General features: G+C 73.3%; 16 protein-coding genes. 7 read left to right on the plus strand and 9 right to left on the minus strand.

Annotated features, from left to right (window positions below; all coding sequences use genetic code 11):
* Positions 1-7: 7 nt before the first annotated feature.
* Together DOO78_RS09535 and DOO78_RS09540 are read right to left on the minus strand one after the other, a co-directional pair.
* Positions 8-658, minus strand: coding sequence for a CoA-transferase (locus DOO78_RS09535; RefSeq protein WP_243634482.1), 651 nt, complete (start codon positions 656-658; stop codon positions 8-10).
* Positions 655-1,395 (minus strand): CoA transferase subunit A, encoded by a 741-nt coding sequence (locus tag DOO78_RS09540; RefSeq protein ID WP_111469521.1) that lies wholly within the window; start codon positions 1,393-1,395, stop codon positions 655-657. The genes DOO78_RS09535 and DOO78_RS09540 overlap by 4 nt, the downstream gene beginning before the upstream one ends.
* A 305-nt stretch (positions 1,396-1,700) precedes the next feature.
* Here DOO78_RS09540 and DOO78_RS09545 point away from each other — a divergent pair, with 305 nt between their 5' ends.
* The 3 genes from DOO78_RS09545 to DOO78_RS09555 all read left to right on the plus strand — a co-directional run bounded on the left by DOO78_RS09545 (position 1,701) and on the right by DOO78_RS09555 (position 8,599).
* Entirely contained in the window at positions 1,701-5,084 is a 3,384-nt protein-coding gene (locus DOO78_RS09545) for a transglutaminase family protein (protein WP_111469522.1), read from the plus strand.
* 87 nt (positions 5,085-5,171) lie between these two features.
* Positions 5,172-7,694 carry a circularly permuted type 2 ATP-grasp protein gene (locus DOO78_RS09550; protein WP_111469523.1) on the plus strand — a complete coding sequence of 841 codons (2,523 nt, stop codon included), beginning with the start codon at positions 5,172-5,174 and terminating at the stop codon, positions 7,692-7,694.
* Positions 7,691-8,599: a transglutaminase family protein gene (locus DOO78_RS09555; protein WP_111469524.1), complete on the plus strand. Its 909-nt coding sequence runs from the start codon at positions 7,691-7,693 to the stop codon at positions 8,597-8,599. The genes DOO78_RS09550 and DOO78_RS09555 overlap by 4 nt, the downstream gene beginning before the upstream one ends.
* A gap of 217 nt (positions 8,600-8,816) precedes the next feature.
* On the opposite strand, the gene DOO78_RS09560 is transcribed toward DOO78_RS09555, so the two are convergent.
* Positions 8,817-10,334, minus strand: a complete 1,518-nt coding sequence (locus tag DOO78_RS09560; RefSeq protein ID WP_111469525.1) for a DHA2 family efflux MFS transporter permease subunit — start codon at positions 10,332-10,334, stop codon at positions 8,817-8,819.
* Positions 10,335-10,481: 147 nt separating this feature from the next.
* On the opposite strand from DOO78_RS09560, the gene DOO78_RS09565 reads away from it, so the two are divergent.
* The 3 genes from DOO78_RS09565 (at position 10,482) to DOO78_RS09575 (ending at position 13,426) form a co-directional block, all read left to right on the plus strand.
* A complete protein-coding gene (locus DOO78_RS09565; protein WP_207802849.1) occupies positions 10,482-10,967 on the plus strand; it encodes a MarR family winged helix-turn-helix transcriptional regulator in 486 nt (161 codons plus the stop codon).
* Positions 10,964-12,076 (plus strand): HlyD family secretion protein, encoded by a 1,113-nt coding sequence (locus DOO78_RS09570; protein WP_111469526.1) that lies wholly within the window; start codon positions 10,964-10,966, stop codon positions 12,074-12,076. The genes DOO78_RS09565 and DOO78_RS09570 overlap by 4 nt, the downstream gene beginning before the upstream one ends.
* A gap of 270 nt (positions 12,077-12,346) precedes the next feature.
* Entirely contained in the window at positions 12,347-13,426 is a 1,080-nt protein-coding gene (locus DOO78_RS09575; protein WP_111469527.1) for a zinc-binding metallopeptidase family protein, read from the plus strand.
* Here the strand turns inward: DOO78_RS09575 and DOO78_RS09580 are convergent.
* From DOO78_RS09580 to pdxH, 6 genes are all read right to left on the minus strand, one after another.
* Entirely contained in the window at positions 13,401-14,453 is a 1,053-nt protein-coding gene (locus DOO78_RS09580) for an Ldh family oxidoreductase (RefSeq protein ID WP_111469528.1), read from the minus strand. The two genes, DOO78_RS09575 and DOO78_RS09580, sit on opposite strands and share 26 nt — an antisense overlap.
* A 109-nt stretch (positions 14,454-14,562) precedes the next feature.
* Positions 14,563-15,273: a pirin family protein gene (locus DOO78_RS09585; RefSeq protein ID WP_111469529.1), complete on the minus strand. Its 711-nt coding sequence runs from the start codon at positions 15,271-15,273 to the stop codon at positions 14,563-14,565.
* A gap of 89 nt (positions 15,274-15,362) precedes the next feature.
* Positions 15,363-15,947 carry a GNAT family N-acetyltransferase gene (locus DOO78_RS09590; RefSeq protein WP_111469530.1) on the minus strand — a complete coding sequence of 195 codons (585 nt, stop codon included), beginning with the start codon at positions 15,945-15,947 and terminating at the stop codon, positions 15,363-15,365.
* 172 nt (positions 15,948-16,119) lie between these two features.
* Positions 16,120-16,998, minus strand: a complete 879-nt coding sequence (locus DOO78_RS09595; RefSeq protein WP_111469531.1) for a universal stress protein — start codon at positions 16,996-16,998, stop codon at positions 16,120-16,122.
* 36 nt (positions 16,999-17,034) lie between these two features.
* Positions 17,035-18,510: a bifunctional aminoglycoside phosphotransferase/ATP-binding protein gene (locus tag DOO78_RS09600; protein WP_111469532.1), complete on the minus strand. Its 1,476-nt coding sequence runs from the start codon at positions 18,508-18,510 to the stop codon at positions 17,035-17,037.
* Between the two features lie 25 nt (positions 18,511-18,535).
* Positions 18,536-19,129, minus strand: a complete 594-nt coding sequence (pdxH, locus tag DOO78_RS09605; protein WP_111469533.1) for a pyridoxamine 5'-phosphate oxidase — start codon at positions 19,127-19,129, stop codon at positions 18,536-18,538.
* Between the two features lie 106 nt (positions 19,130-19,235).
* Here pdxH and fabI point away from each other — a divergent pair, with 106 nt between their 5' ends.
* Positions 19,236-20,069, plus strand: a complete 834-nt coding sequence (gene fabI, locus DOO78_RS09610) for an enoyl-ACP reductase FabI (protein ID WP_111469534.1) — start codon at positions 19,236-19,238, stop codon at positions 20,067-20,069.
* Positions 20,070-20,098 lie beyond the last annotated feature (29 nt).

The following is a 20,098-nucleotide window of genomic DNA, read 5'->3' on the forward strand; positions in this document are numbered from 1 at the left end:
CGTGGCGTCACGCCGGCAGCAGCGGCGCGCCGGTGGCGGCACGCGCCGTCGCCAGGTCGATGCCCGGCGCCAGCTCGTGCACCGCGAAGCCCTCGCCGGTGGGGGCGAAGAGGCCGTAATTGGTGGCCACCAGCGTCACCACGCCGCGCGCCGTCACCGGCAGGCGGCAGCGCGCCACCAGCCGCGGCTCGCCCTTGCGGGTGGTGTGCTCGAGCAGCAGGAAGACGCGCCGGGCGCAGGCGGCGAGGTCCATGGCGCCGCCGATGCCGCCGCCCTTGGCGCCGGCCAGCCGCCAATTGGCGAAGTCGCCGCCGGCCGAGACCTCGTAGGCGCCCATCACCGTGACGTCGATGCGGCCGCTGCGGATGATGCCGAAGCTGTCGGCATGGTGGACGATGGCCGCGCCCGGCCGCAGCGAGACATTCTGCCCGCCGGCATTGACGAGGTGCAGGTCCTCCTCCCCCGGCGGCAGCACCGGCCCGTAGCCGATGACGCCGTTCTCGGCGTGGTAGAGGATGTCGCGGTCGCCTATGTCGGTGTTGGAGCAGAGCGTCGGCAGGCCGACGCCGAGATTGACGATCCAGCCATCCTGGAATTCGCGCGCCAGGCGATCCGCCATCTGCTGCCGGTCCCAGCCGGCCGAGGTGGCGCCGCTCACCGCGCGCGCTCCTGCCGGCGGGTGGTCCAGAGCCCCTCGGGCGCGGGCGGGATCGCGACGAGGCGCTGGACGAAGAGGCCGGGCGTGTGGATCTGGTCAGGGTCGAGCGCCCCGGCGGGCAGGATCGGCTCCTCCACCTCGACGATCGCAAGGCGCGCCGCCATGGCCATCAGCGGGCCGAAATTGCGCTGGGACAGCCGGAATTGCAGGTTGCCCGCGGCATCGGCGCGCCAGGCGCGGAGGAAGGCGATGTCGCAGGGCAGGGCGTATTCCAGCAGGTAGTCCCGGCCGTTGATCGCCCGCGTCTCGCGCCCCTCGGCCAGCTCGGTGCCGACCGCGGTCGGCGTGTAGAAGGCCGGGATGCCGGCGCCCGCGGCGCGCAGCCGCTCGGCGAGCGTGCCCTGCGGCACCAGCTCGGCCTCCACCGCGCCGGCCTCGTAGAAGCGGGTGAAGGGCAGCACGTCGCTCGGCCGCGTCGCCGCGGTGAAGCTGCAGACCACCTTCGCCACCTGCCCGTTCTCCACCAGCATGCCGATATCGGGCATGCGCGGCTGCTGCGCGCCGCCGGTGGTGTTGGCGATGCAGGTCAGCCGCTTCGCGCCCTGCGCGAGCAGCGCCCGGGTGAGGTTGTAGGGCGTGCCCGGCCCGGCGAAGCCGCCGAAGGCGATCACCGCGCCATCGGGGATATCCGCGACCGCCGCGGCGAAATCCTGCACCACCTTGCCTGGCCGCGCCATCGGCGTCCCCTCCTCGAATTCGTTTGCAGGACAGCCTAGAGCAGATCCCGATCAGGTGGCTCCACCTGGTCGGGTGAAGATGCTCTGAAAACAGGAGCCTAGGGCGCGTCCCGTGAACCGGCGTTCCGGGGAGGCGACCCAGGACGGGCGACCGCCTATCGTCGATGCACCCTGGCGAGGACCTTTGCCCACGCTTTGGGCACAGCCTCACTCTTGCGCGCAACCCACCATCCCGGGATCGTCATGCCCGCAATGGCGCCGCTTTTGCTCTAACCCACAGCGATCTGTCGCAGGCTAGCCCGTCCATGCCCCTCCACGTCGCCCTTCATCACCGCACCAGCTACCGCTACGACCGCGCCGTCACCCTCGGCCCGCAGACCATCCGGCTGCGGCCGGCGCCGCATGCCCGCACGCCGATCATCAGCTACGCGCTGAAGATCGAGCCGAAGCCGCATTTCCTCAACTGGATGCAGGACCCGCAGGGCAACCACCTGGCGCGCGTCGTCTTCCCCGAGCGGGTGACGCAGTTCAGCGTGGAGGTCGACCTCGTCGCCGACATGGCGACGATCAACCCCTTCGACTTCTTCCTCGAGCCCGAGGCCGAGACCTGGCCCTTCGCCTATGACCCGGTGCTGGAGCAGGAGCTGGCGCCCTTCCGCAAGCTGGAGACGCCGGGCCCGCTGCTGCGGCAGTTCCTCGATGCCGTGCCGCGCGGCGAGCAGCGCACGGTGGACATGCTGGTCGGCCTGAACCGCCAGGTACAGGAGCGGATCGCCTATGTCGTGCGGCTGGAGCCGGGCGTCTGGACGCCGGAGGAGACGCTCGGCCAGGGCCGCGGCTCCTGCCGCGACAGCGCCTGGCTGCTGGTGCAGATCCTGCGGCATCTCGGCTATGCCGCGCGCTTCGTCTCCGGCTACCTCATCCAGCTCGTCGCCGATGTGAAGCCGCTGGACGGGCCGGAAGGGCCGAGCGAGGACTTCACCGACCTGCATGCCTGGGCCGAGGTCTACCTTCCCGGCGCCGGCTGGGTCGGGCTCGACGCCACCTCCGGCCTGATGACCGGCGAGGGCCATATCCCGCTGGCCGCGACGCCGGAGCCGGTCTCGGCCGCGCCCATCACCGGCCTGGTCGAGAAGGCGGAGACCGAGTTCGGCTTCGCCATGTCGGTCACCCGGCTGCGCGAGACGCCGCGCGTCACCAAGCCCTATACCGAGCCGCAATGGCAGGACATCCTGGCGCGCGGCCGGGTGGTGGACGGCGCGCTGCGCGAGGGCGACCTCCGCCTGACCATGGGCGGCGAGCCGACCTTCATCGCCGCCGACGACATGGATGCGCCGGAATGGAACACCGCGGCGCTCGGCCCGACCAAGCGCGCCTATGCCGGCCGCCTGCTGCGCCGGCTGGCGCCGCTCTGGTCGCCCGGCGCGGCGCTGCAATACGCCATGGGCAAGCACTATCCGGGCGAGCAGCTTCCCCGTTGGGCGCTCTACTCGCATTGGCGGCGCGATGGCGAGCCGGTCTGGAAGAACCCCGAGCTCCTCGCCTCGGACGACGACACCGACACGGCGAGCGCGGCCGATGCCGCGCGCTTCGCCCGCCTCCTCGCCGAGCGGCTGCAGGTCGATCCCGGGCTGGTCGCCCCGGCGCATGAGGACATCCACTACTATCTCTGGCGCGAGAAGCGCCTGCCGGCGAATGTCCTCGCCGAGGATGCCAGGCTGCAGGACCCGCTGGAGCGGGCGCGGCTGGCCAGGGTCTTCGGCCAGGGTCTCGCCGCCGAGGTCGGCTCGGTGCTACCGATCCGGCGGGTGATGCAGGACGGCGTCCGGCGTTGGCAGGCCGGCCGCTGGTTCTTCCGCGGCGAGCATCTCTTCCTGGTCCCCGGCGACAGCCCGATCGGCTTCCGCCTGCCGCTCGACAGCCTGCCCTGGATGTCCGAGGCGGATGCGGCGCGCGTGCTGGAGACCGAGGCCGATCCCTTCGCGCCGGTCGCGCCGCTGCCGCCCCGCCAGGCCTTCGAGCGCTCCCGCGGCGGCAGCCCGGCCGCCGATGCGCAGCGCCTGATGCCGCAGGACCCGCGCCTCGGCATCGGCCGCGGCGACGGCGCCGGCCCGGCCCTGGGGGCGGAGCATTTCCGGCCGCAGCCGCAGGAGCTGCCGGTGGTCGGCCGCTCCGATCCCGGCGTGGTGCGCACCGCCCTCGCGGTCGAGGCGCGGGGCGGGCTGGTGCATGTCTTCCTCCCGCCGCTCTACGCCGCCGAGGACTGGCTCGACCTCGCCGCCGCCGTCGAGGCGACGGCCGAGGAGACCGGCCGCAAGGTGATCCTGGAAGGCTACCTGCCGCCGCGCGACGAGCGGATGCTGCATTTCTCCGTCACCCCCGATCCGGGCGTGATCGAGGTGAACATCCACCCCGCCAAATCCTGGCCGGAGATGGTGGAGCGCACCGAGCAGCTCTACGAGGAGGCGCGGCAGGTCGGGCTCTCGGCCGAGAAATTCATGCTCGACGGCCGCCATGTCGGCACCGGCGGCGGCAACCATGTGGTGATGGGCGGCGAGCGGCCGGCCGACAGCCCCTTCCTGCGCCGGCCGGACCTGCTGAAGAGCCTGCTCGGCTTCTGGCACAACCATCCGAGCCTCTCCTACCTGTTCAGCGGCCTCTTCATCGGCCCGACCAGCCAGCATCCGCGGGTCGACGAGGCGCGGCAGGACGCGCTGGCCGATCTCGAGATCGCCTTCTCGAAGATCGCGCCCGGCGAGGAGATGCCGCCCTGGCTGACCGACCGGCTGTTCCGCAACATCCTGGCGGACATGACCGGCAACACCCACCGCACCGAGTTCTGCATCGACAAGATGTACGCGCCCGAGAGCAGCTCGGGCCGGCTCGGCCTGGTGGAGTACCGGGCGCTGGAGATGCCGCCGCATGCGCGGATGTCGGCGGCGCAGATGCTGCTGATGCGCAGCGCCCTCGCCGCCTTCTGGCGCACCCCCTATGACCGCCGCCTGGTCCGCTGGGGCACGCGGCTGCATGACGAGTTCATGCTGCCGCATTTCGTCGAGCAGGATTTCACCGACAGCCTGCGCGAGCTGGCCATGCTGGGCTTCCCGCTCGAGCCCGAATGGTTCGCGCCGCATCTGGAATTCCGCTTCCCGCGCATCGGCGAGGTGACCCTGCGCGGCATGGGCCTCGAGCTGCGGCATGCGCTGGAGCCCTGGCACGTGCTGGGCGAGGAGCCGGGCGGCGGCGGCACGGTGCGCTACGTGGACAGCAGCACCGAGCGGCTGCAGGCGCGCGTCAGCGGCTGGGTGGAGGAGCGCTTCGCCCTCGCCTGCAACGGCTGCGAGGTGCCGCTGACGCCCACCGAGACCGTGGGCGAGTTCGTCGGCGGCGTGCGCTTCAAGGCCTGGGACCCGCCCTCCGCCCTGCACCCGACCATCCGGGCGCAGTCGCCGCTGGTCTTCGACGTCTACGACCGCTGGACCGGCCGCAGCCTGGGCGGGCTGACGCATCACGTGGCGCATCCCGGCGGCCGCAATTACGAGACGCTGCCGGTCAACGCCAACGAGGCGGAGGCGCGCCGCCGCACCCGCTTCCAGCCCTTCGGCCATACGCCCGGGCCGATGCCGGCGCCGCGCCCGGTGCCGGCGAAGGAGGCGCCGCGTTCGCTCGACCTGCGCCGGGCGGGCTGAACCGGCCCGACGACGCGCCCGCCCTGTCTGCGGCGGGCGCCTTCCCCCCTCGCTTCGTCCCGGCAGCCATGGCATCACGGTCGGTGCATGTCAGATCCTGCTCCGCTCGATGAGATGGTGGATGGCGCCGGCGGCATCCGCCCCCACTGGAGCGGGCTGCTCGGCGCCCTCTCGACGCTCGGCCGCGGCGAGCTAGCCACGCGCGCGGCGCTGCTCGACCGGCATTTCCTCGAGGAGGGGGCGACGAGCCTCCTCCCCGGTCCGCCCGACAGGCCGGACTGGCGCTGCGACCCGGTGCCGCTCATGCTGCCCCCGGGCGAGTTCGACGCCCTGGCCAAGGGCCTCGCCCAGCGGGCCAGCCTGCTCGAGGCGGTGCTGCAGGATGTCTATGGGCCGCAGCGGCTCCTCGCCGAGGGGGTGCTGCCGCCGGCCCTGGTCTATGCCAACCCGGCCTTCCTGCGCTCCTGCCGCGCCCCCGCCGGGACGCGGCAGGGCCCGCTGCTGCATCTCTACGCCGCCGACCTGCTGCGCGCCCCGGATGGCGGCTGGCGGGTGCTCGCCGACCGCACCGCCGGCCCGACCGGCCTCGCCCATGTGCTGGAGAACCGCCGGGCCCTCTCGCGCACCCTGCCGGAGCTGATCCGGGCGCGGCAGGTGCGGCGGCACGGCCCCTTCTTCGATATCTGGCAGGATGCGCTGCAGCGCCTGGCGCCGCCCGGCGCCGCCGGCCGCAACCCGGGCGTCGCCATGCTCACCGGCGGCCATGCCAGCCCGCACTGGTACGAGCACGTCATCCTCTCCCGCCGCCTCTCCTGCGCCCTGGTCGAGGGCGGCGACCTGACGGTGCGCGACGGCTCCCTCTTCCTGAAGACCCTGGGCGGGCTGCAGCCGGTCGACGTGCTGCTGCGCCGGCTGGACGGGCGGCAGATGGACCCGCTGGAGGGCGACCAGAGCCCCTCGCACGGCGTCGCCGGCCTGCTGGACGCGGCCCGGTCGGGCTCCGTCCGCATCGTCAACGACCCCGGCGCCGGCTTCGCCGAGGCGCCGGCGCTCGCCGCCTTCCTCGCCGGCCTCGCGCCCCGGCTGCTCGGCGAGCCGCTGCGCCTGGCCGATGCCCGCACCCTCTGGCTGGGCGACCCCGGGGTGCGGGAGCAGGTCCTCGGCTCCCTGGAGCGCTGGCTGGTCCGCCGTGCCGTGGACGGCACGGTGCACTCGGTCACCGCCGGGGCGCTGCCCGAGGCGGGACGCGCCGATCTCGCCCGGCGCATCCGCGCCACGCCCGAGGAATACGTCGTCTCCGAGCGGTTGCCGGCCTCGGTCGCCCCCTGCGCCGGGCCGGAGGGGCTGGAGCCGCGGCCGATCATCCTGCGGCTCTTCCTGGTGCATGACGGCCAGCGCTGGCAGGCGCTGCAGGGCGGCCTCGCCCGGGCCCTGGCCGCGCCCGACCCCGGCACCGGCGCCCGCCCGGGCATGCGCTTCAGCAAGGATGTCTGGGTGCCGCTGGAGGAGCCGGCGGAGATGCAGGGGCCGCCCCAGGCCAGCATCCGCGCCCTGCCGATCCGCCGCGGCACCGGCGACATCCCGAGCCGGGTGGCCGATAATTTCTTCTGGCTCGGCCGCTACCTGGAGCGGCTGGAGACCGCGGCGCGGCTGCTGCGGGCGAGCGCGGCGCGCCTCGCCACCAGCAACCCGAACCCGCGCGAGCTGGCCGAGCTGCGGAGCCTCGCCGCCTGCCTGGTCCGCGCCGAGCTGCTGGGCTGGGAGACGGCGCGGGAGATCGGCACCGTGCCGGTCACCCGGGCGCTGCTGCGGGCGGTGCGCGAGCGCGGCCGGCTGCCGGGGCTGCTGAGCCAGGTCGGGCGCCTCGCCGAGCTGCTGCGCGACCGGCTGACGGAGGAGATGCATCTCGCGCTCAACCGCGGCCTGCGCCAGCTCGCCGAGGAATTCCGCGCCGTCCCCACCGGCCGGGAGGAGGCGCGCAACCTCGATGCGCTCGGCCATGCCAGCGCCGCGGTGCTCGCCTTCGGCGCCACCCTCGGCGGGCTCGCCGCCGAGAACATGGTGCGCGGCGGCGGCCGCCTCTTCCTCGATCTCGGCCGGCGGGTGGAGCGGGCGCAGGCGATCGCCGCCGAGCTCGATCGGGTGCTCGACCAGCCCGGCGCCGCGGCGCAGCCGGCGCGGCTGGAGCCGGGGCTGCGCCTCGCCCTCGAGCTGCGGGATTCCGTCATCACCTATCGCAGCCGCTACCTCACCGTGCTGCAGCCGGCGCCGGTGCTCGACCTGGTGCTGGCCGACGAGGGCAACCCGCGCGGCCTCGCCTTCCAGCTCGCGGCGGCGCGGGACATGCTGGCCGATCTCGAGGGCGAGGCGGCCGGGCCGCTCGCGCGGCTGGCGCAATCCCTGCTGGAGGAGACCCGGGCGATGGTGCGGGAGGTGGCGGAGGCGCCGTCGCAGGCGGAGGCGGCGCTGCGGCTGCGGCCGCGCCTCGCGGCGATGGAGAGGGACGTCGCCGGGCTCTCCAACCGCATCGCGCGGCGCTGGTTCGCGCTGCTGCCGGCCCCGCACAGCCTCGGCCCCGCCCCGGCCATCCGGATGCGTGGCGCGGCGTGATCTACCGGGTCCGCCATACCACCCGCTACGCCTATGGCAGCACGGTGGATCTCGCGGCGCATATGCTGCACCTGACGCCGCGCGCCCTGCCCTATCAGCGGCTGCGCTCGGCCAGCCTCACCAGCCTGCCCGCGGCGGCGCGGCGGCGCGACGGGCTCGACCATTTCGGCAACGCCGTGACCTGGCTGTTCATCGACGCGCCGCACGACCTGTTCGAGGTGACGGCGGAGGCCGAGGTCGAGGTGCGCTACCCCGCGCCGCCCGCGCCGGAGGCGACGCCGGCCTGGGAGCAGGTGCGCGAGGGCGCCCGCGCCGGCGGGCCGGGCGCCTGGCAGGCGGCGGAATACCGCTTCGACAGCCCGATGTGCCCGGCGGTGGCCGCGGCCGGGACCTATGTCGCCGAGAGCTTCCCGCCCGGCCGCCCCATCCTCGCCGGGCTGCTGGAGCTGAACGGGCGCATCCGCGCCGATTTCCGCTTCCGCGCCGGCGTCACCGACCTCTCGACCCGGGTGGCCGAGGTGCTGCGCCGCCGCGAGGGCGTCTGCCAGGACTTCACCCATCTGATGATCAGCGGGCTGCGCGCCATCGGGCTGCCGGCGCGCTACATCTCGGGCTATATCCGCACCCGCCCGCCGCCGGGCCAGCCGCGCCGGCGCGGCGCCGACCAGAGCCATGCCTGGGTCGGCGCCTGGCTCGGCCCGGCCGATGGCTGGGTGGAGCTCGACCCGACCAACGGCGTGGTGGTGCAGGAGGAGCATGTCGTGCTCGGCTGGGGCCGCGACTACGGCGATATCAGCCCGGTGCGCGGCGTCATGCTCGGCGGCGGCGACCACGGCCTCTCGATCGGCGTCGATCTCGAGCCGGTGGAGGAGGCGGCGGCGCCGGCGGCGGGCGTCCAGGGCTGAACGCCCTTGCGTCGCCGGTCTCCGCGTTTCCCCCTCTTACGAACGGCCGTTGCTGGTGACCCATCAACGGCCCCTCCGTCGCCGGGCGGTTTGCTCCGCAACCCTTGGCACCGCGCCGTCGCGCCGTCAGGCGCGCCTGACGGCGCGACGCGCGGCGCCCGTTCGGGCGCTCGGCAGGAATGGACCATTCCTGCCGTTCGTATCAGGCGATCACGCCCTATCGCGCCGCCCGCACCGGCCCGCGCGCCAGCATCACCAGCAGGATCGCCAGCGCCGAGACCGCCATGTAGAGGCCGAAGGCGTTGAGATAGCCGATCATCGCCGCCTGCCGCTCGACCTCGCGCGCCAGCCGCGCCAGCGCCTCCGGCGTCTCGAGGCTCCAGCCGCCCATCGCGTCGGGCAGGCCGAGCGCGCGGTTGGCGGGCGAGACCTGCTCCGTCATCCGGCTGTAATTGGCGGTGGTGGAGCGGACGATCTCGGTCACGCTGGCCGAGATGAACAGGCTCGATCCCAGGTTGCGCAGCAGGTGGAAGACCGACATCGCCTCGGCGGTGTAGCGGGTGTCGAGGGTGCGGAAGGTCAGCACCGTCAGCGGCACCCAGATGACGCCGACGGCGACGCCCTGCAGCACGGCGTTCAGCCGCAGCGTGTCGACATCGACATTGAGGTCGAGGCTCATCAGCCAGAGGCCGGAGACCACCAGCAGCCCGAAGCCGAGGCTCATGCCGATCCGCGGATCGAGCCGGCCGATCACCAGCGTGCTGCCGAAGCCGATGACGCCGCCGATGCCGCGATAGCCGACGATCTGGCCGATGATGCTGTCCGGATAGCCGGCATAGGATTGCAGCAGGGTCGGCAGCAGCACGATCGGGGTGAAATTGACCATCCCGTAGATCAGCACCAGCGCCAGGCCGATGGCGTAATTGCGGTCGAGCAGCAGGCGCAGGTTGAGGAAGGGCCGCTCGGTCGTCAGCGAATGCGCCAGGAAGATCCAGAAGGCGAGCGCGGCGATGCCCGCCTCGACGATGATCTCCCGGCTCTCGAACCAGTCGAGCCGCTGGCCGCGCGAGAAGACGAGCTGCAGGCAGGCGATCGCCGTGGCCAGGGCGAGGAAGCCGATCCAGTCCATCGGCACCCGCGCCGCGGGGCGGTCGCGCGGCAGCACCAGCCATTGCGCGAGCCCGGCCAGCAGCCCGGCCGGGATGATCATGTAGAAGGCCCAGCGCCAGTTGTGGCTCTCGGCCAGCATGCCGCCGAAGACCGGGCCGATCACCGGGCCGAGCACCACCGTCATGCCGAAGATGGAGCTGACCAGCCCCGCCTGCCGCCGCGGGAAGCTGTCGAGCACGATGGCGTTCGAGAGCGGCACCACCGGCGCGCCGATGCCGCCCTGCAGCACGCGCCAGAGCACCAGCGCCTCCAGGCTCTCCGCCTGGCCGCAGAGCCAGGTCGCCAGCGTCGAGCCCAGCACCCCGGTCAGCATCACCCGCCGCCGGCCGAAGCGGGCGGCGAGGAAGCCGCTGGTCGGCGTGGCGATGGCGGTGGCGAGGATGTTGAAGGTGGTGGTCCAGGCGATCTCGTCCGGCGTCGCCGCCATGCTTCCCTGCATCTGCGGCAGCAGGGTCGAGGCGACGAGCAGCGTCGTCGCGTAGAGGGTCGAGCCCAGCACCACCGCCGCCAGGATGAGCACCCGGCGCAGCACCGGCAGTTCGTCGGCCTCAGGCCGGTCGGACATGGGAGGGCGCGGGGCGGGAAGGGTCGAAGGGCATGACGAACCTGTAACCTTGACGAAAGTCTGCCGGGTGATGTTGAGTTGGGCAACAATCCGTGGCGCGCACGACCACGCGATGCCGGGCCAGCCCCGGCCCCCGGGAGACGTTCCTTGCCCCAGCAGGAGGATCGCCGGCAGATCGGCTTCCTGATCGCCGACGTGGCGCGGCTGATGCGCGCGAGCTTCGACCGGCGGGTGCGCCGGATCGGCCTCACCCGCTCGCAATGGCTGGTGCTCAGCCAGCTGCACCGGCACCCCGGCATCAGCCAGTCCGAGCTCGCCGAGATGCTGGAGGTCGAGCGGGCGACGGCCGGGCGGATGATCGACCGGATGGAGCGCCGCGCCTGGCTGGTGCGCCGGCCCGACCCGGACGACCGGCGCGTCAACCGCCTCTACCTCACCGCGGCGGCGGAGCGGGTGCAGGCGGAGATGGGCCGCATCGCCGAGGCGCTGCTCGACGACGCCATGGCCTGCCTCGACGAGGGCGAGCGCGAGGCGCTGACCGGGATGATGGAGCGGGTGAAGGCGCAGCTCCTCGATCTCGGGGCGCGGCGGGCCGCGGCCCCGGCGGCCGAGCGGCCGGCCGCGGCCCCATGAGCACCCCCGCGGCCCGGCGACGCCTGCAACGCCTCCTGCTGCTGCTCGGCGTGCCGCTGCTGGTCCTGCTCGCCGCCGCGGTCCTCTGGCAGCGCGGCGGCCGCTACGTGACCGCCGAGAATGCCTATGTGAAGGCCGACATCGTGCAGATCGCGCCCGAGATCGGCGGCCGCATCCTCGAGGTCGCGGTGCAGAACCATGATCGCGTCCAGGCCGGCGCGGTGCTGCTGCGGCTCGATCCCGAGCCCTACCGCCTGGCGCTGGAGAAGGCCGAGGCCGAGCTCGACGCCGCCCGCACCGCGGTCGAGACCGCGCGCGCCACCTACCGCGAGACGCAGAGCGAGCTCGGCGAGCTGCAGAACCGCGCCGACTACCTCCTGCGCCAGGCGCGGCGGCAGCAGGCGCTGGCGGCCCGCGGCGTCGCCCCGGCCACCAAGCTCGAGGAGACGCAGAGCGATGCCGAGGTGGCGCATGAGCGCATCAAGGTGGTGCGGCAGCGGCTGCTCCGGCTGCTGACGGCGCTGAAGGGCGATCCGGACCTGCCGGTCGAGGAGCATCCGACGGTGCGCGAGCGCATGGCCGAGCGCGACCAGGCGCTGCTCGACCTGCGGCGGACCACCCTCCACGCCCCGATCGGCGGCACCATCGTCAATCTCCGGCTGCAGCGCGGCGAGCAGCTGAAGCCGGCGACGCCGGTCTTCGCCCTGGTCTCGGAGCGGCGCCCCTGGGTGGAGGCCAACCTGAAGGAGACCACCCTCACCCACATCACCACGGGACAGGCCGTGGCGGTGGTGCTCGACCTCTACCCGGATCTGCGCTGGACCGGCGTGGTCGAGAGCATCAGCCCGGCGACCGGCGCCGAATTCGCCATCCTGCCGCCGCAGAACGCCTCCGGGAACTGGGTGAAGGTGGTGCAGCGGCTGCCGGTGCGGATCCGCCTCGAGCCCTTCCCCGGCGAGCCGCCGCTGCGCGCCGGCGTCACCGCGACGGTGGCCATCGACACCGGCCGCCAGCGCCGCCTCGGCGACGTGGCGGCGGCGATCGCCGGCTGGCTCCGGGGCGGGGCCAATGCCGCCGGGCGGGAAGGCCGGATCGCCGCCGGGGAATGATACCCGACGCAGGAGGTTCCGACCCGCGGCCCGCAGGGCCGGGCGCCCGAATGGGCGCCGCGGGTCGCGCCGTCAGGCGCGCCAAATGGCGCGACGCCGCGAAGGCCCAGGCAAACCGGAGGGTTGCGCCCGGCGCTGAGGGCCAGGACGGTGAAACCGTCCTGCGCTCGGCATGAGCCCGCCGGGCTTTTCCGCAGGTGCGAAACCCGTCGCCCCGCCATGCGTCCTGCGAGGCATCGCGGCCGCCGCCGGCCGCCATGGAGGCCGTGCATGCGACTGTTCCGCTGCCAGAACTGTGACCAGGTGCTCTATTTCGAGAACACCAAATGCGAGCGCTGCGGCTTCCGTCTCGGCTTCCTGCCGGAGGTGACGCGCCTCTCGGCCCTGGAGCCGGCCGGCGACCCGGCCTGGACGCCGCTGGCGGCCAAGGACCAGCAGCGGCTCTTCTGCACCAATGCCCAGTACGACGCCTGCAACTGGCTGGTGCCGGCGGGCACCGCCGATGCCTTCTGCGCGGCCTGCCGGCACAACCGGACGGTGCCCGACCTCACCTTGCCCGAGAACCTGCCGCCCTGGCGCAAGATCCAGGATGCGGAGCGCCGGCTGGTCTATTCCCTGCTCCGCCTCGGCCTGCCGCTGCAGGACCGGCTGGCCGATCCGCAGCATGGGCTCGCCTTCGACGTCCTCGCCGACCCGCCCGAGGGTGGCACCTCCCGCGTCATGACCGGGCATGACGAGGGGCTGATCACCATGGCGCTGGTCGAGGCCGACGATGCCGAGCGGGAGAAGCGCCGCGCCGCCATGGGCGAGCCCTACCGCACCCTGCTCGGCCATTACCGGCACGAGAGCGGGCACCATTACTGGGACCTGCTGGTGCGCGACGGCGGCAGGCTGGAGGAATGCCGCGCCGTCTTCGGCGACGACAGCCAGGATTACGGCGCGGCCTTGCAGCGCCACTACAACGAGGGGCCGCCAGCCAACTGGCAGGAGGCCTATGTTAGCGCCTATGCGACGACCCACCCTTGGGAGGATTTCGCCGAGACCTGGGCGCATTACCTGCACATCGTCGACACGCTGGAGATGGCCAGCGCCTTCGGCCTGCAGGTCGCGCCCAAGGTGGCGAAGACCGACGACCTCGACGCCAAGATCGATTTCGACCCCTATGCGCAGGAGCGGGTCGAGCCGCTGCTGGAGGCCTGGCTGCCGCTGACCTTCGCCGCGAACAGCCTGAACCGCTGCATGGGCGCGCCCGATCTTTACCCCTTCGTCCTGTCGCCGCCGGCCATGGAGAAGCTCGGCTTCGTCCACCAGTTGATCCGCGGGGTCAGGCAAAACCCAGCGACGCCGTGAGTCCCGCCTCCTCGGCGAGGCCGCGTAGCTTCGCCCAGGTCGCCGGTTCGATCTCGACGCCCTCGGCGGCGCGCTGCCGCTCCGCCTGATGCTCGACCTCGCCGGGATAGAGCACGCCCTGGCTGCCCTTGGCCGGCGGCGTGTCCTTCAGGTACTGCGCGAACTCCGCCACCTCCTTGCGGAAGGTCAGCAGCGGCCGGAAGGCCTCGACCTTGATGGCGATGAGGAAGCAGCCGTCATTGTGCCGGCCGCTCGGCTCGACGCCGAAGCCGAGGCCGGTGAGCAGCCCGCAGAACACCTCGCCCATGGCCGCCAGCGCGGTGCCCTTGTAGCCCTCGCCCGCGCCGCCGAGCGGCAGCAGGGCGCCGCCATTGATCTTCTTCGGATCGGTGGTCAGCTCGCCCTCGCTGTCCACCACCCAGCCGCGCGGGATCTCCTGGCCGCGCGCCTCGGCCAGCTTCACCTTGCCCATGGCCACCGCCGAGGTGGCGAAATCCATGCAGAAGGGCCCATCGAGATCGGAGGGCACGGCCATCGCCCAGGGATTGGTGCCGAGCCGCGCCGCCCGCCCGCCGAAGGGCGCGACGCCCTTGGGGGAGCGGCCGCTATCGGCCCAGGCCATGCCGATCATCCCCGCCTTCGCCGCCATCAGCGGATAGCTCGCCAGCCGCCCGACATGGCCCTGGCGGAACACCGTGCAGGCGGCGATGTTGCCCTTCTCTGCCTTCTCGATGGTGAGCTGCATGGCGCGCTCGTTGACGACGTAGCCGAAGCCCCAATTCCCGTCGACCACCGTCGTCGTCGGCGATTCCTGCACGATGGCGAAGGGCGCGCCGGGGACGATGTGCCCGACCCGCACGCGCTCGATGTAATTGGGCAGCATGATGACGCCGTGGCTGTCATGCCCGGCGAGGTTGGCGTTCACCACATGGCGGGCGACGGTCGCCGCCTCGTCCTTCGGCACGCCATTCGCCATCAGCAGCGCGCGGCCGATCTCGCGCAGCCTCTCGGCCTGGACCTTCGGCATCCGTCCCTCCCGCCTGTATGGCGAGAGCTTCGCGCCGAAGCGCCGGCAGCGAAAGGGGGCAGGCCCGCGCCTGCCCCCCCTCCGGCCGTCTCCCCGGGAAGCGGGGCGATTACGCCTTCGCCACCTCGACCAGCACCAGCTCGGCATCCTCGCCGGCGGTGATCTCGATCGCCGGCTCGTCGACGATGCCGGCGCCGTCACGGGTGCCGAGCGCCACGCCATTCACCGTCACCGCGCCCTTGGCCGGCACGAGGTAGGCGGCGCGGCCCTCGGCGAGGGGCTGGCGCAGGGTCTGCCCGGCCTTCAGCGTCGCCGCCAGCACGGCGCCGTCGACATTCAGCGGCAGGGCGCCGCTCTCGGCATCCTGCGGCCGGCCGCTCGCCAGCACCTCGAAGCCGGCCTCGCGGCTCGCCTTCGGGAATTGCCTGGCGCCCCAATGAGGCTTGGCGCCGCGGCGGTCGGGGATGATCCAGATCTGGAAGATCCGGGTGGTCTCCGGCTCCAGGTTGTACTCGCTGTGCACCACGCCGGTGCCGGCCGACATGATCTGCACGTCGCCCGCCTCGGTGCGGCCTTCGTTGCCCAGGCTGTCGCGATGGGTGATGGCGCCGTCGCGGACATAGGTGACGATCTCCATGTCGCGGTGCGGATGCGGGTCGAAGCCGGTGCCGGCGGCGATCTCGTCATCGTTCCAGACGCGCAGCCGGCCCCAGTTCATCCGCGCGGGATCGTGGTAGCCGGCGAAGGAGAAGTGGTGCCGCGCCTTCAGCCAGCCATGGTCGGCGCCGCCCAGGGTCTTGAAGGGTCGGACTTCGATCATCGGGAGCCTCTCACCGGACGTCTTGTCGTCCGTTGGCCCCTAGATGGCCCGGCGCCGAACCGCTCGCCATGCCGTGAGCCTGATCGCCATCATTGGCCGGCGCTATCGCGGGGCGGCAAGGCGATGCGGAAGCGCAGGCCCGATGCCTGCCCGCGGGCGGCATCCGTCTCGAAGCGCCCGACCAGAATGCCGCCATTGCGGGCGATGACGGCGATGGAGGCGAGGTTGTCGGGGTCGGTGGTCAGCTCGACCCAGGGCAGGCCGAGCGGCGCCGCCGCGCGCAGCATCAGGCCGAGCGCCCGGCTCGCCTGGCCCTCGCCGCGCCGCCAGGGCACCACCGCATAGCCGATATGGCCGAGCACATGGCCGGGCAGGGCCGGCGTGCCGGGCTGCCAGCGCAGGCCGATCGAGCCGCAGAAGCCGGCATCCCAGATCCAGCGGCGGAAGCCCGGCAGGCGCGGCCGGGTGCTGCCATCGGGCAGGGTGATGGGTGCGCCGCGCGCCCCGGGATCGTCGAGCCCGGCGAGGAAGCCGGCCGGGTCGCGGGCGATGGCCGCGCGCTCCGCCCGCGCGGTCTCTGCCGGCCGCACATTGTCGGGCGACCAGCCGCGATCGAGCGCCTCGAGATAGGCCGGCAGATGCTCCGCCACCGGCCGCACCAGCTCGGTCGGCATGCTCGTCCCCTGCCCTTCGCCCCCTGCCCTTTGCCTCCGTCCCAGGCCGGCGACCGCAACCTGCCGCCGCCCGTTGCCCTGCCGAGGCTTCGCCTCGGCAGGCTGCGGCGCGCCGACGACCCGATGCGACTCGCGGGGTCCCTGCGAAGACCCGCAGCGGCGCCGTGGGGCGCTACCGGCACATCAGGACGGGGATGTCGCTGTTCTCGAGGATATGCCGGGTGACGCCGCCGAGGATGAGCTGGCGCAGCCGCGAATGGCTGTAGGCGCCCATGCAGAGCAGGTCGGCGCGGAAATCCCGCGCCGCGCCGAGCAGCCCGGCGCCGACATCCTTGGTCTGCGGCTTGAACAGCACCGGCTCGGCCTCGATCTCGTGCCAGCGCAGATAGCTGCGGATGCCGTCCACCGTGGGGCCGCGGCGCTGGTACTCGTCGGCATAGAGCAGCCGCACGGCATTCGCCCGGTGCAGCCAGGGCAGGCTGGCGGCGATGGCCGCCGCGCTCTCGGCCGAGCCGTTCCAGGCGCAGCAGACCCGGGTGCCGATGGTGGGCGGCGCCTCGCGCGGCGCGATCAGCACCGGCCGGCCGGAATCGAACAGCACCGCATGCAGCGCGTCGGAGGAGGAGACATCCTCCCCCGCCTCCGGATGCGGCACCACGGCGAGGTCGTAGAGGCGCGACTGCTGCGCCACCACATCCTCCTCGCGGCCGGCAATGCTCTCGAAGGAGAGGGTCGGGCCGTCGGCCTTCAGCGCGCTCTCGGCGCTGTCGGCCAGCACCACGCCGCCGGAGCGGTCGGCGAAGCGCTCGAAGAGGGAGCGGACGCGGCTGGCGCGCTCGCCGCTCTCCCGCTCGGTCGCGGCCATCATCTCCTCGATCATGGCGCCCGAGAGCCCCTCGCCGGCCAGCGGCGCGACGTCGCGGGCATCGACCCGGACATGCAGGCAATGGACATGCGCGTTCCAGATCCGCGCCACCATCAGCGCGGTGGCGAGGGCGGCCTCCCCGGCGGCGGTGCCGGTCAGCGGCAGAAGCAGGCGTCGATAGGCCATGGCGCGTCTCCACGGGGCGCAGGAGGTGACTGTCCGCTAGAGCCGATCGCCGTTCAAGCCCAGGCACCGGCGGGCCATCGGGACCGGGTCCGCCGTCGCGTCCAGCCGTTGCCAGCGCAGCGTCCCGACCCCGCGCGCCGCCGCGGCCTCCAGCACCGCGACATCGGCATCCGAGGCATCGCCGCGACGCGACTCGATGCGGGCGCGCAGCACCGGCAGCGGCGCCTCCAGCCAGAGCCCGGCGAAGGGCGCCGCGCCGCGCGCCGCCTCGATCGCCGCCCGCTCCTCCTCCCGCAGGAAGGCGGCGTCGGCGATGACGGCATGGCCGCCGCCGAGCGCCTCGCCGGCCACGGCCGCCAGCTCGGCGAAGACCGCGGCGCTCGCCTCCGGCGCATAGGCCGCGGCCGGCAGCCGCTCCTCCGGGGCGCGGCCGGCGCGGCGCTTGCGGATCTCGTCGCTGCGCAGCACCAGCGCCCCCGGCGCGGCGCCGAGCGACGGCGCCAGGGCGCGGGCGAGGCGCGACTTGCCGGTGCCCTGCAGCCCGCCCACCGCCACCAGGCGCGGCGGCGGCGGCGCCAGCATCGCCTCGGCGCGGTCGAGATAGGGCAGCCCCGCCGCTGCGCCCTTCGCCTGGGCCAGGACATGCGCCCGGATCAGGGCGCGGAGCGACAGCCAGAGCGGCAGGCCGGCGACCAGCCCGGCATCGCCGCTGCGCGCGACATAGCGGTTCAGCACCCGGTTGGCGGCGGCGCGGCCGAGCCGGTGCTCGAGATCCATCAGCAGGAAGGCGAGGTCGTAGCCGGTGTCGATGGTCGCCAGCGCCTCGTCGAATTCCAGCGCGTCGAAGGGCGTCACCCGGCCGTCCAGCAGGCAGAGATTGCCGAGATGCAGGTCGCCATGGCAGCGCCGCACCCGGCCGGCCGCGGCGCGCGCCGCCAGCACCGGGGCGAGGCGGGCGATCCAGGCCTCGGTCGCCGCCAGCAGGGCGGCGATGCGCGCCTCCGGCAGCCCGGCCGCGCGCGCCGCCGTGCCGTTGCCCGCCAGCACCCGCCGCAGGGCGTCCGGCGCGTCGATGCCGGCGACCGGCGGCAGGGCGGCGTGCTGCGCGAAGACCGCATCAGCGACGGCATCGAGCCGCGCCGGCTCGAGCCCCTGGCGCGCCGCCACCGCATCGAGGAAATCCGCGGCGGGGACGGGCGCCATGCGCAGCACCCACTCCACCACCTCCCCCTCGCCGTCGAGGGCGAGGCCGCCATCCGGCGCCCGCGTCACCGGCACCAGGCCGCGATACAGGGCGGGGGCGAAGGGCTGGTTGATCTCCAGCTCGCGGCGGAGGAAATGCGCCCGCGCCGCCAGCTTCGAGAAGTCGAGGAAGCCGAGCGCCACCGCCTTCTTCAGCTTCCAGGCGGCCTCGCGGCCGACGAAGACGGCGGAGATATGCGTCTCGATCGGCTCGGCGCCGGTGAGGCGGCGGAGCAGCGCCGCCGTGCCGGCCTGGGCCGGCGGGATCATGCGCCCGCGGGCGGCCGGCGTACCGTCACGGGTACAGCGCCTCGACCCGCCAGCCCTCACCCTCGCTCCCGCGATGGAAGACCTGCCGGTCGTGCAGGCGGAAGGGCATGTCGCGCCAGAACTCGATGCGCTGCGGCAGCACCCGGAAGCCGGACCAGAATTCCGGCCGGGGGATCTCGCCGATGCCGAATTTCAGCGTGTGCTCCGCCACCGCCCGCTCCAGCGCCCAGCGCCCCTCGAGCGGCCGGGACTGCCGGCTGGCCCAGGCGCCGATGCGCGAGCCGCGGGCGCGGGAGGCGTAGTAGGCATCGGCCTCGGCATCCGAGACGCGCTCGACCGGCCCCTCGACCCGGACGCTGCGCTGCAGGCTCTTCCAGTGGAAGCAGAGCGCGGCGAAGGGGTTGGCCAGCAGCTCGCCGCCCTTGCGGCTCTCGAGGTTGGTGTAGAAGACGAAGCCGCGCGGATCGACGCCCTTCAGCAGCACCATCCGCGCCGAGGGCCGCCCTTCCGGCGTCGAGGTCGCCAGGCAGACGGCGTTCGGGTCGTTCGGCTCGCTTTTCGTCGCCTCCGCCATCCAGGCCGCGAAACGGTCGAAGGGATCCTCGGCGGTGCTGTCCATGGCGGAAATCCCGGGTCACAAGGCGTGCGGCCGGAAACCCTTGCCCGGCGTCCGGCGGTGTGCCACCACGCCTGCCCATTCGCAACCAGCCGGATTCCGCCGCCGCATGTCCGAAGCGCCCCTCGCCGCCGCACCCACCGGCACGCTCATGGCCGGCAAGCGGGGGCTCGTCATGGGGGTGGCGAACGACCGGTCCACCGCCTGGGGCATCGCCCGGGCGGTCGCGGCCCAGGGTGGCGAGGTGGCCTTCACCTATCAGGGCGAGGCGCTGGAGAAGCGGGTGCGGCCGCTGGCCGAGAGCATCGGCTCCTCCCTGGTGCTGCCCTGCGACGTGAGCGACGACGCCAGCGTCGATGCCGCCTTCGCCGCGATCGGCGAGCGCTGGGACAACCTCGACTTCCTGGTGCATGCCATCGGCTTCGCCAACAAGGACTATCTGCGCGGCCGCTACCTCGACACGCCGCGCGACGTCTTCCTGCAGGCGCTCGACATCTCCACCTATTCCTTCGTCTCGGTCAGCCAGCGGGCGGTGCCGCTGATGCGGAATGGCGGGGCGCTGCTGACCATGAGCTATCTCGGCGCCGAGCGGGTGACGCCGCACTACAACGTGATGGGCGTGGCCAAGGCGGCGCTGGAGGCCAGCGTGCGCTACCTCGCGGTCGATCTCGGCGGCCAGGGCATCCGGGTGAACGCCATCTCGGCCGGGCCGATCCGCACCCTGGCGGCGAGCGGCATCGGCGATTTCCGCTACATCCTGAAGTGGAACCAGTTCAACAGCCCGCTCAAGCGCAACGTCACCATCGAGGAGGTGGGCGGCGCCGGGCTCTATCTGTTGAGCGATCTCGGCGCCGGCGTGACCGGCGAGGTCCACCATGTCGATTGCGGCTACCATGTCGTGGGCATGAAGGCGGTGGACGCGCCGGACATCAGCACCGTCTGAACCGCCCCGCCCCCGCATTCCCCCTTCCA

The sequence above is a fragment of the Roseicella frigidaeris genome, from assembly GCF_003258945.1.
Taxonomy (GTDB): domain Bacteria; phylum Pseudomonadota; class Alphaproteobacteria; order Acetobacterales; family Acetobacteraceae; genus Paracraurococcus; species Paracraurococcus frigidaeris.

What these genes read in the sequence shown, in the direction of transcription:
- DOO78_RS09590 (WP_111469530.1), bottom strand. Translation starts at nt 15,947, where the DNA reads ATGCCGACCGAGCTGGTGCGGCCGGTGGCGGAGCATCTGCCGGCCTAT.
- DOO78_RS09560 (WP_111469525.1), bottom strand. Translation starts at nt 10,334, where the DNA reads ATGTCCGACCGGCCTGAGGCCGACGAACTGCCGGTGCTGCGCCGGGTG.
- DOO78_RS09545 (WP_111469522.1), top strand. Translation starts at nt 1,701, where the DNA reads ATGCCCCTCCACGTCGCCCTTCATCACCGCACCAGCTACCGCTACGAC.
- fabI (WP_111469534.1), top strand. Translation starts at nt 19,236, where the DNA reads ATGTCCGAAGCGCCCCTCGCCGCCGCACCCACCGGCACGCTCATGGCC.
- DOO78_RS09600 (WP_111469532.1), bottom strand. Translation starts at nt 18,510, where the DNA reads ATGATCCCGCCGGCCCAGGCCGGCACGGCGGCGCTGCTCCGCCGCCTC.
- pdxH (WP_111469533.1), bottom strand. Translation starts at nt 19,129, where the DNA reads ATGGACAGCACCGCCGAGGATCCCTTCGACCGTTTCGCGGCCTGGATG.
- DOO78_RS09550 (WP_111469523.1), top strand. Translation starts at nt 5,172, where the DNA reads ATGTCAGATCCTGCTCCGCTCGATGAGATGGTGGATGGCGCCGGCGGC.
- DOO78_RS09585 (WP_111469529.1), bottom strand. Translation starts at nt 15,273, where the DNA reads ATGATCGAAGTCCGACCCTTCAAGACCCTGGGCGGCGCCGACCATGGC.
- DOO78_RS09570 (WP_111469526.1), top strand. Translation starts at nt 10,964, where the DNA reads ATGAGCACCCCCGCGGCCCGGCGACGCCTGCAACGCCTCCTGCTGCTG.
- DOO78_RS09595 (WP_111469531.1), bottom strand. Translation starts at nt 16,998, where the DNA reads ATGGCCTATCGACGCCTGCTTCTGCCGCTGACCGGCACCGCCGCCGGG.
- DOO78_RS09580 (WP_111469528.1), bottom strand. Translation starts at nt 14,453, where the DNA reads ATGCCGAAGGTCCAGGCCGAGAGGCTGCGCGAGATCGGCCGCGCGCTG.
- DOO78_RS09575 (WP_111469527.1), top strand. Translation starts at nt 12,347, where the DNA reads ATGCGACTGTTCCGCTGCCAGAACTGTGACCAGGTGCTCTATTTCGAG.
- DOO78_RS09540 (WP_111469521.1), bottom strand. Translation starts at nt 1,395, where the DNA reads ATGGCGCGGCCAGGCAAGGTGGTGCAGGATTTCGCCGCGGCGGTCGCG.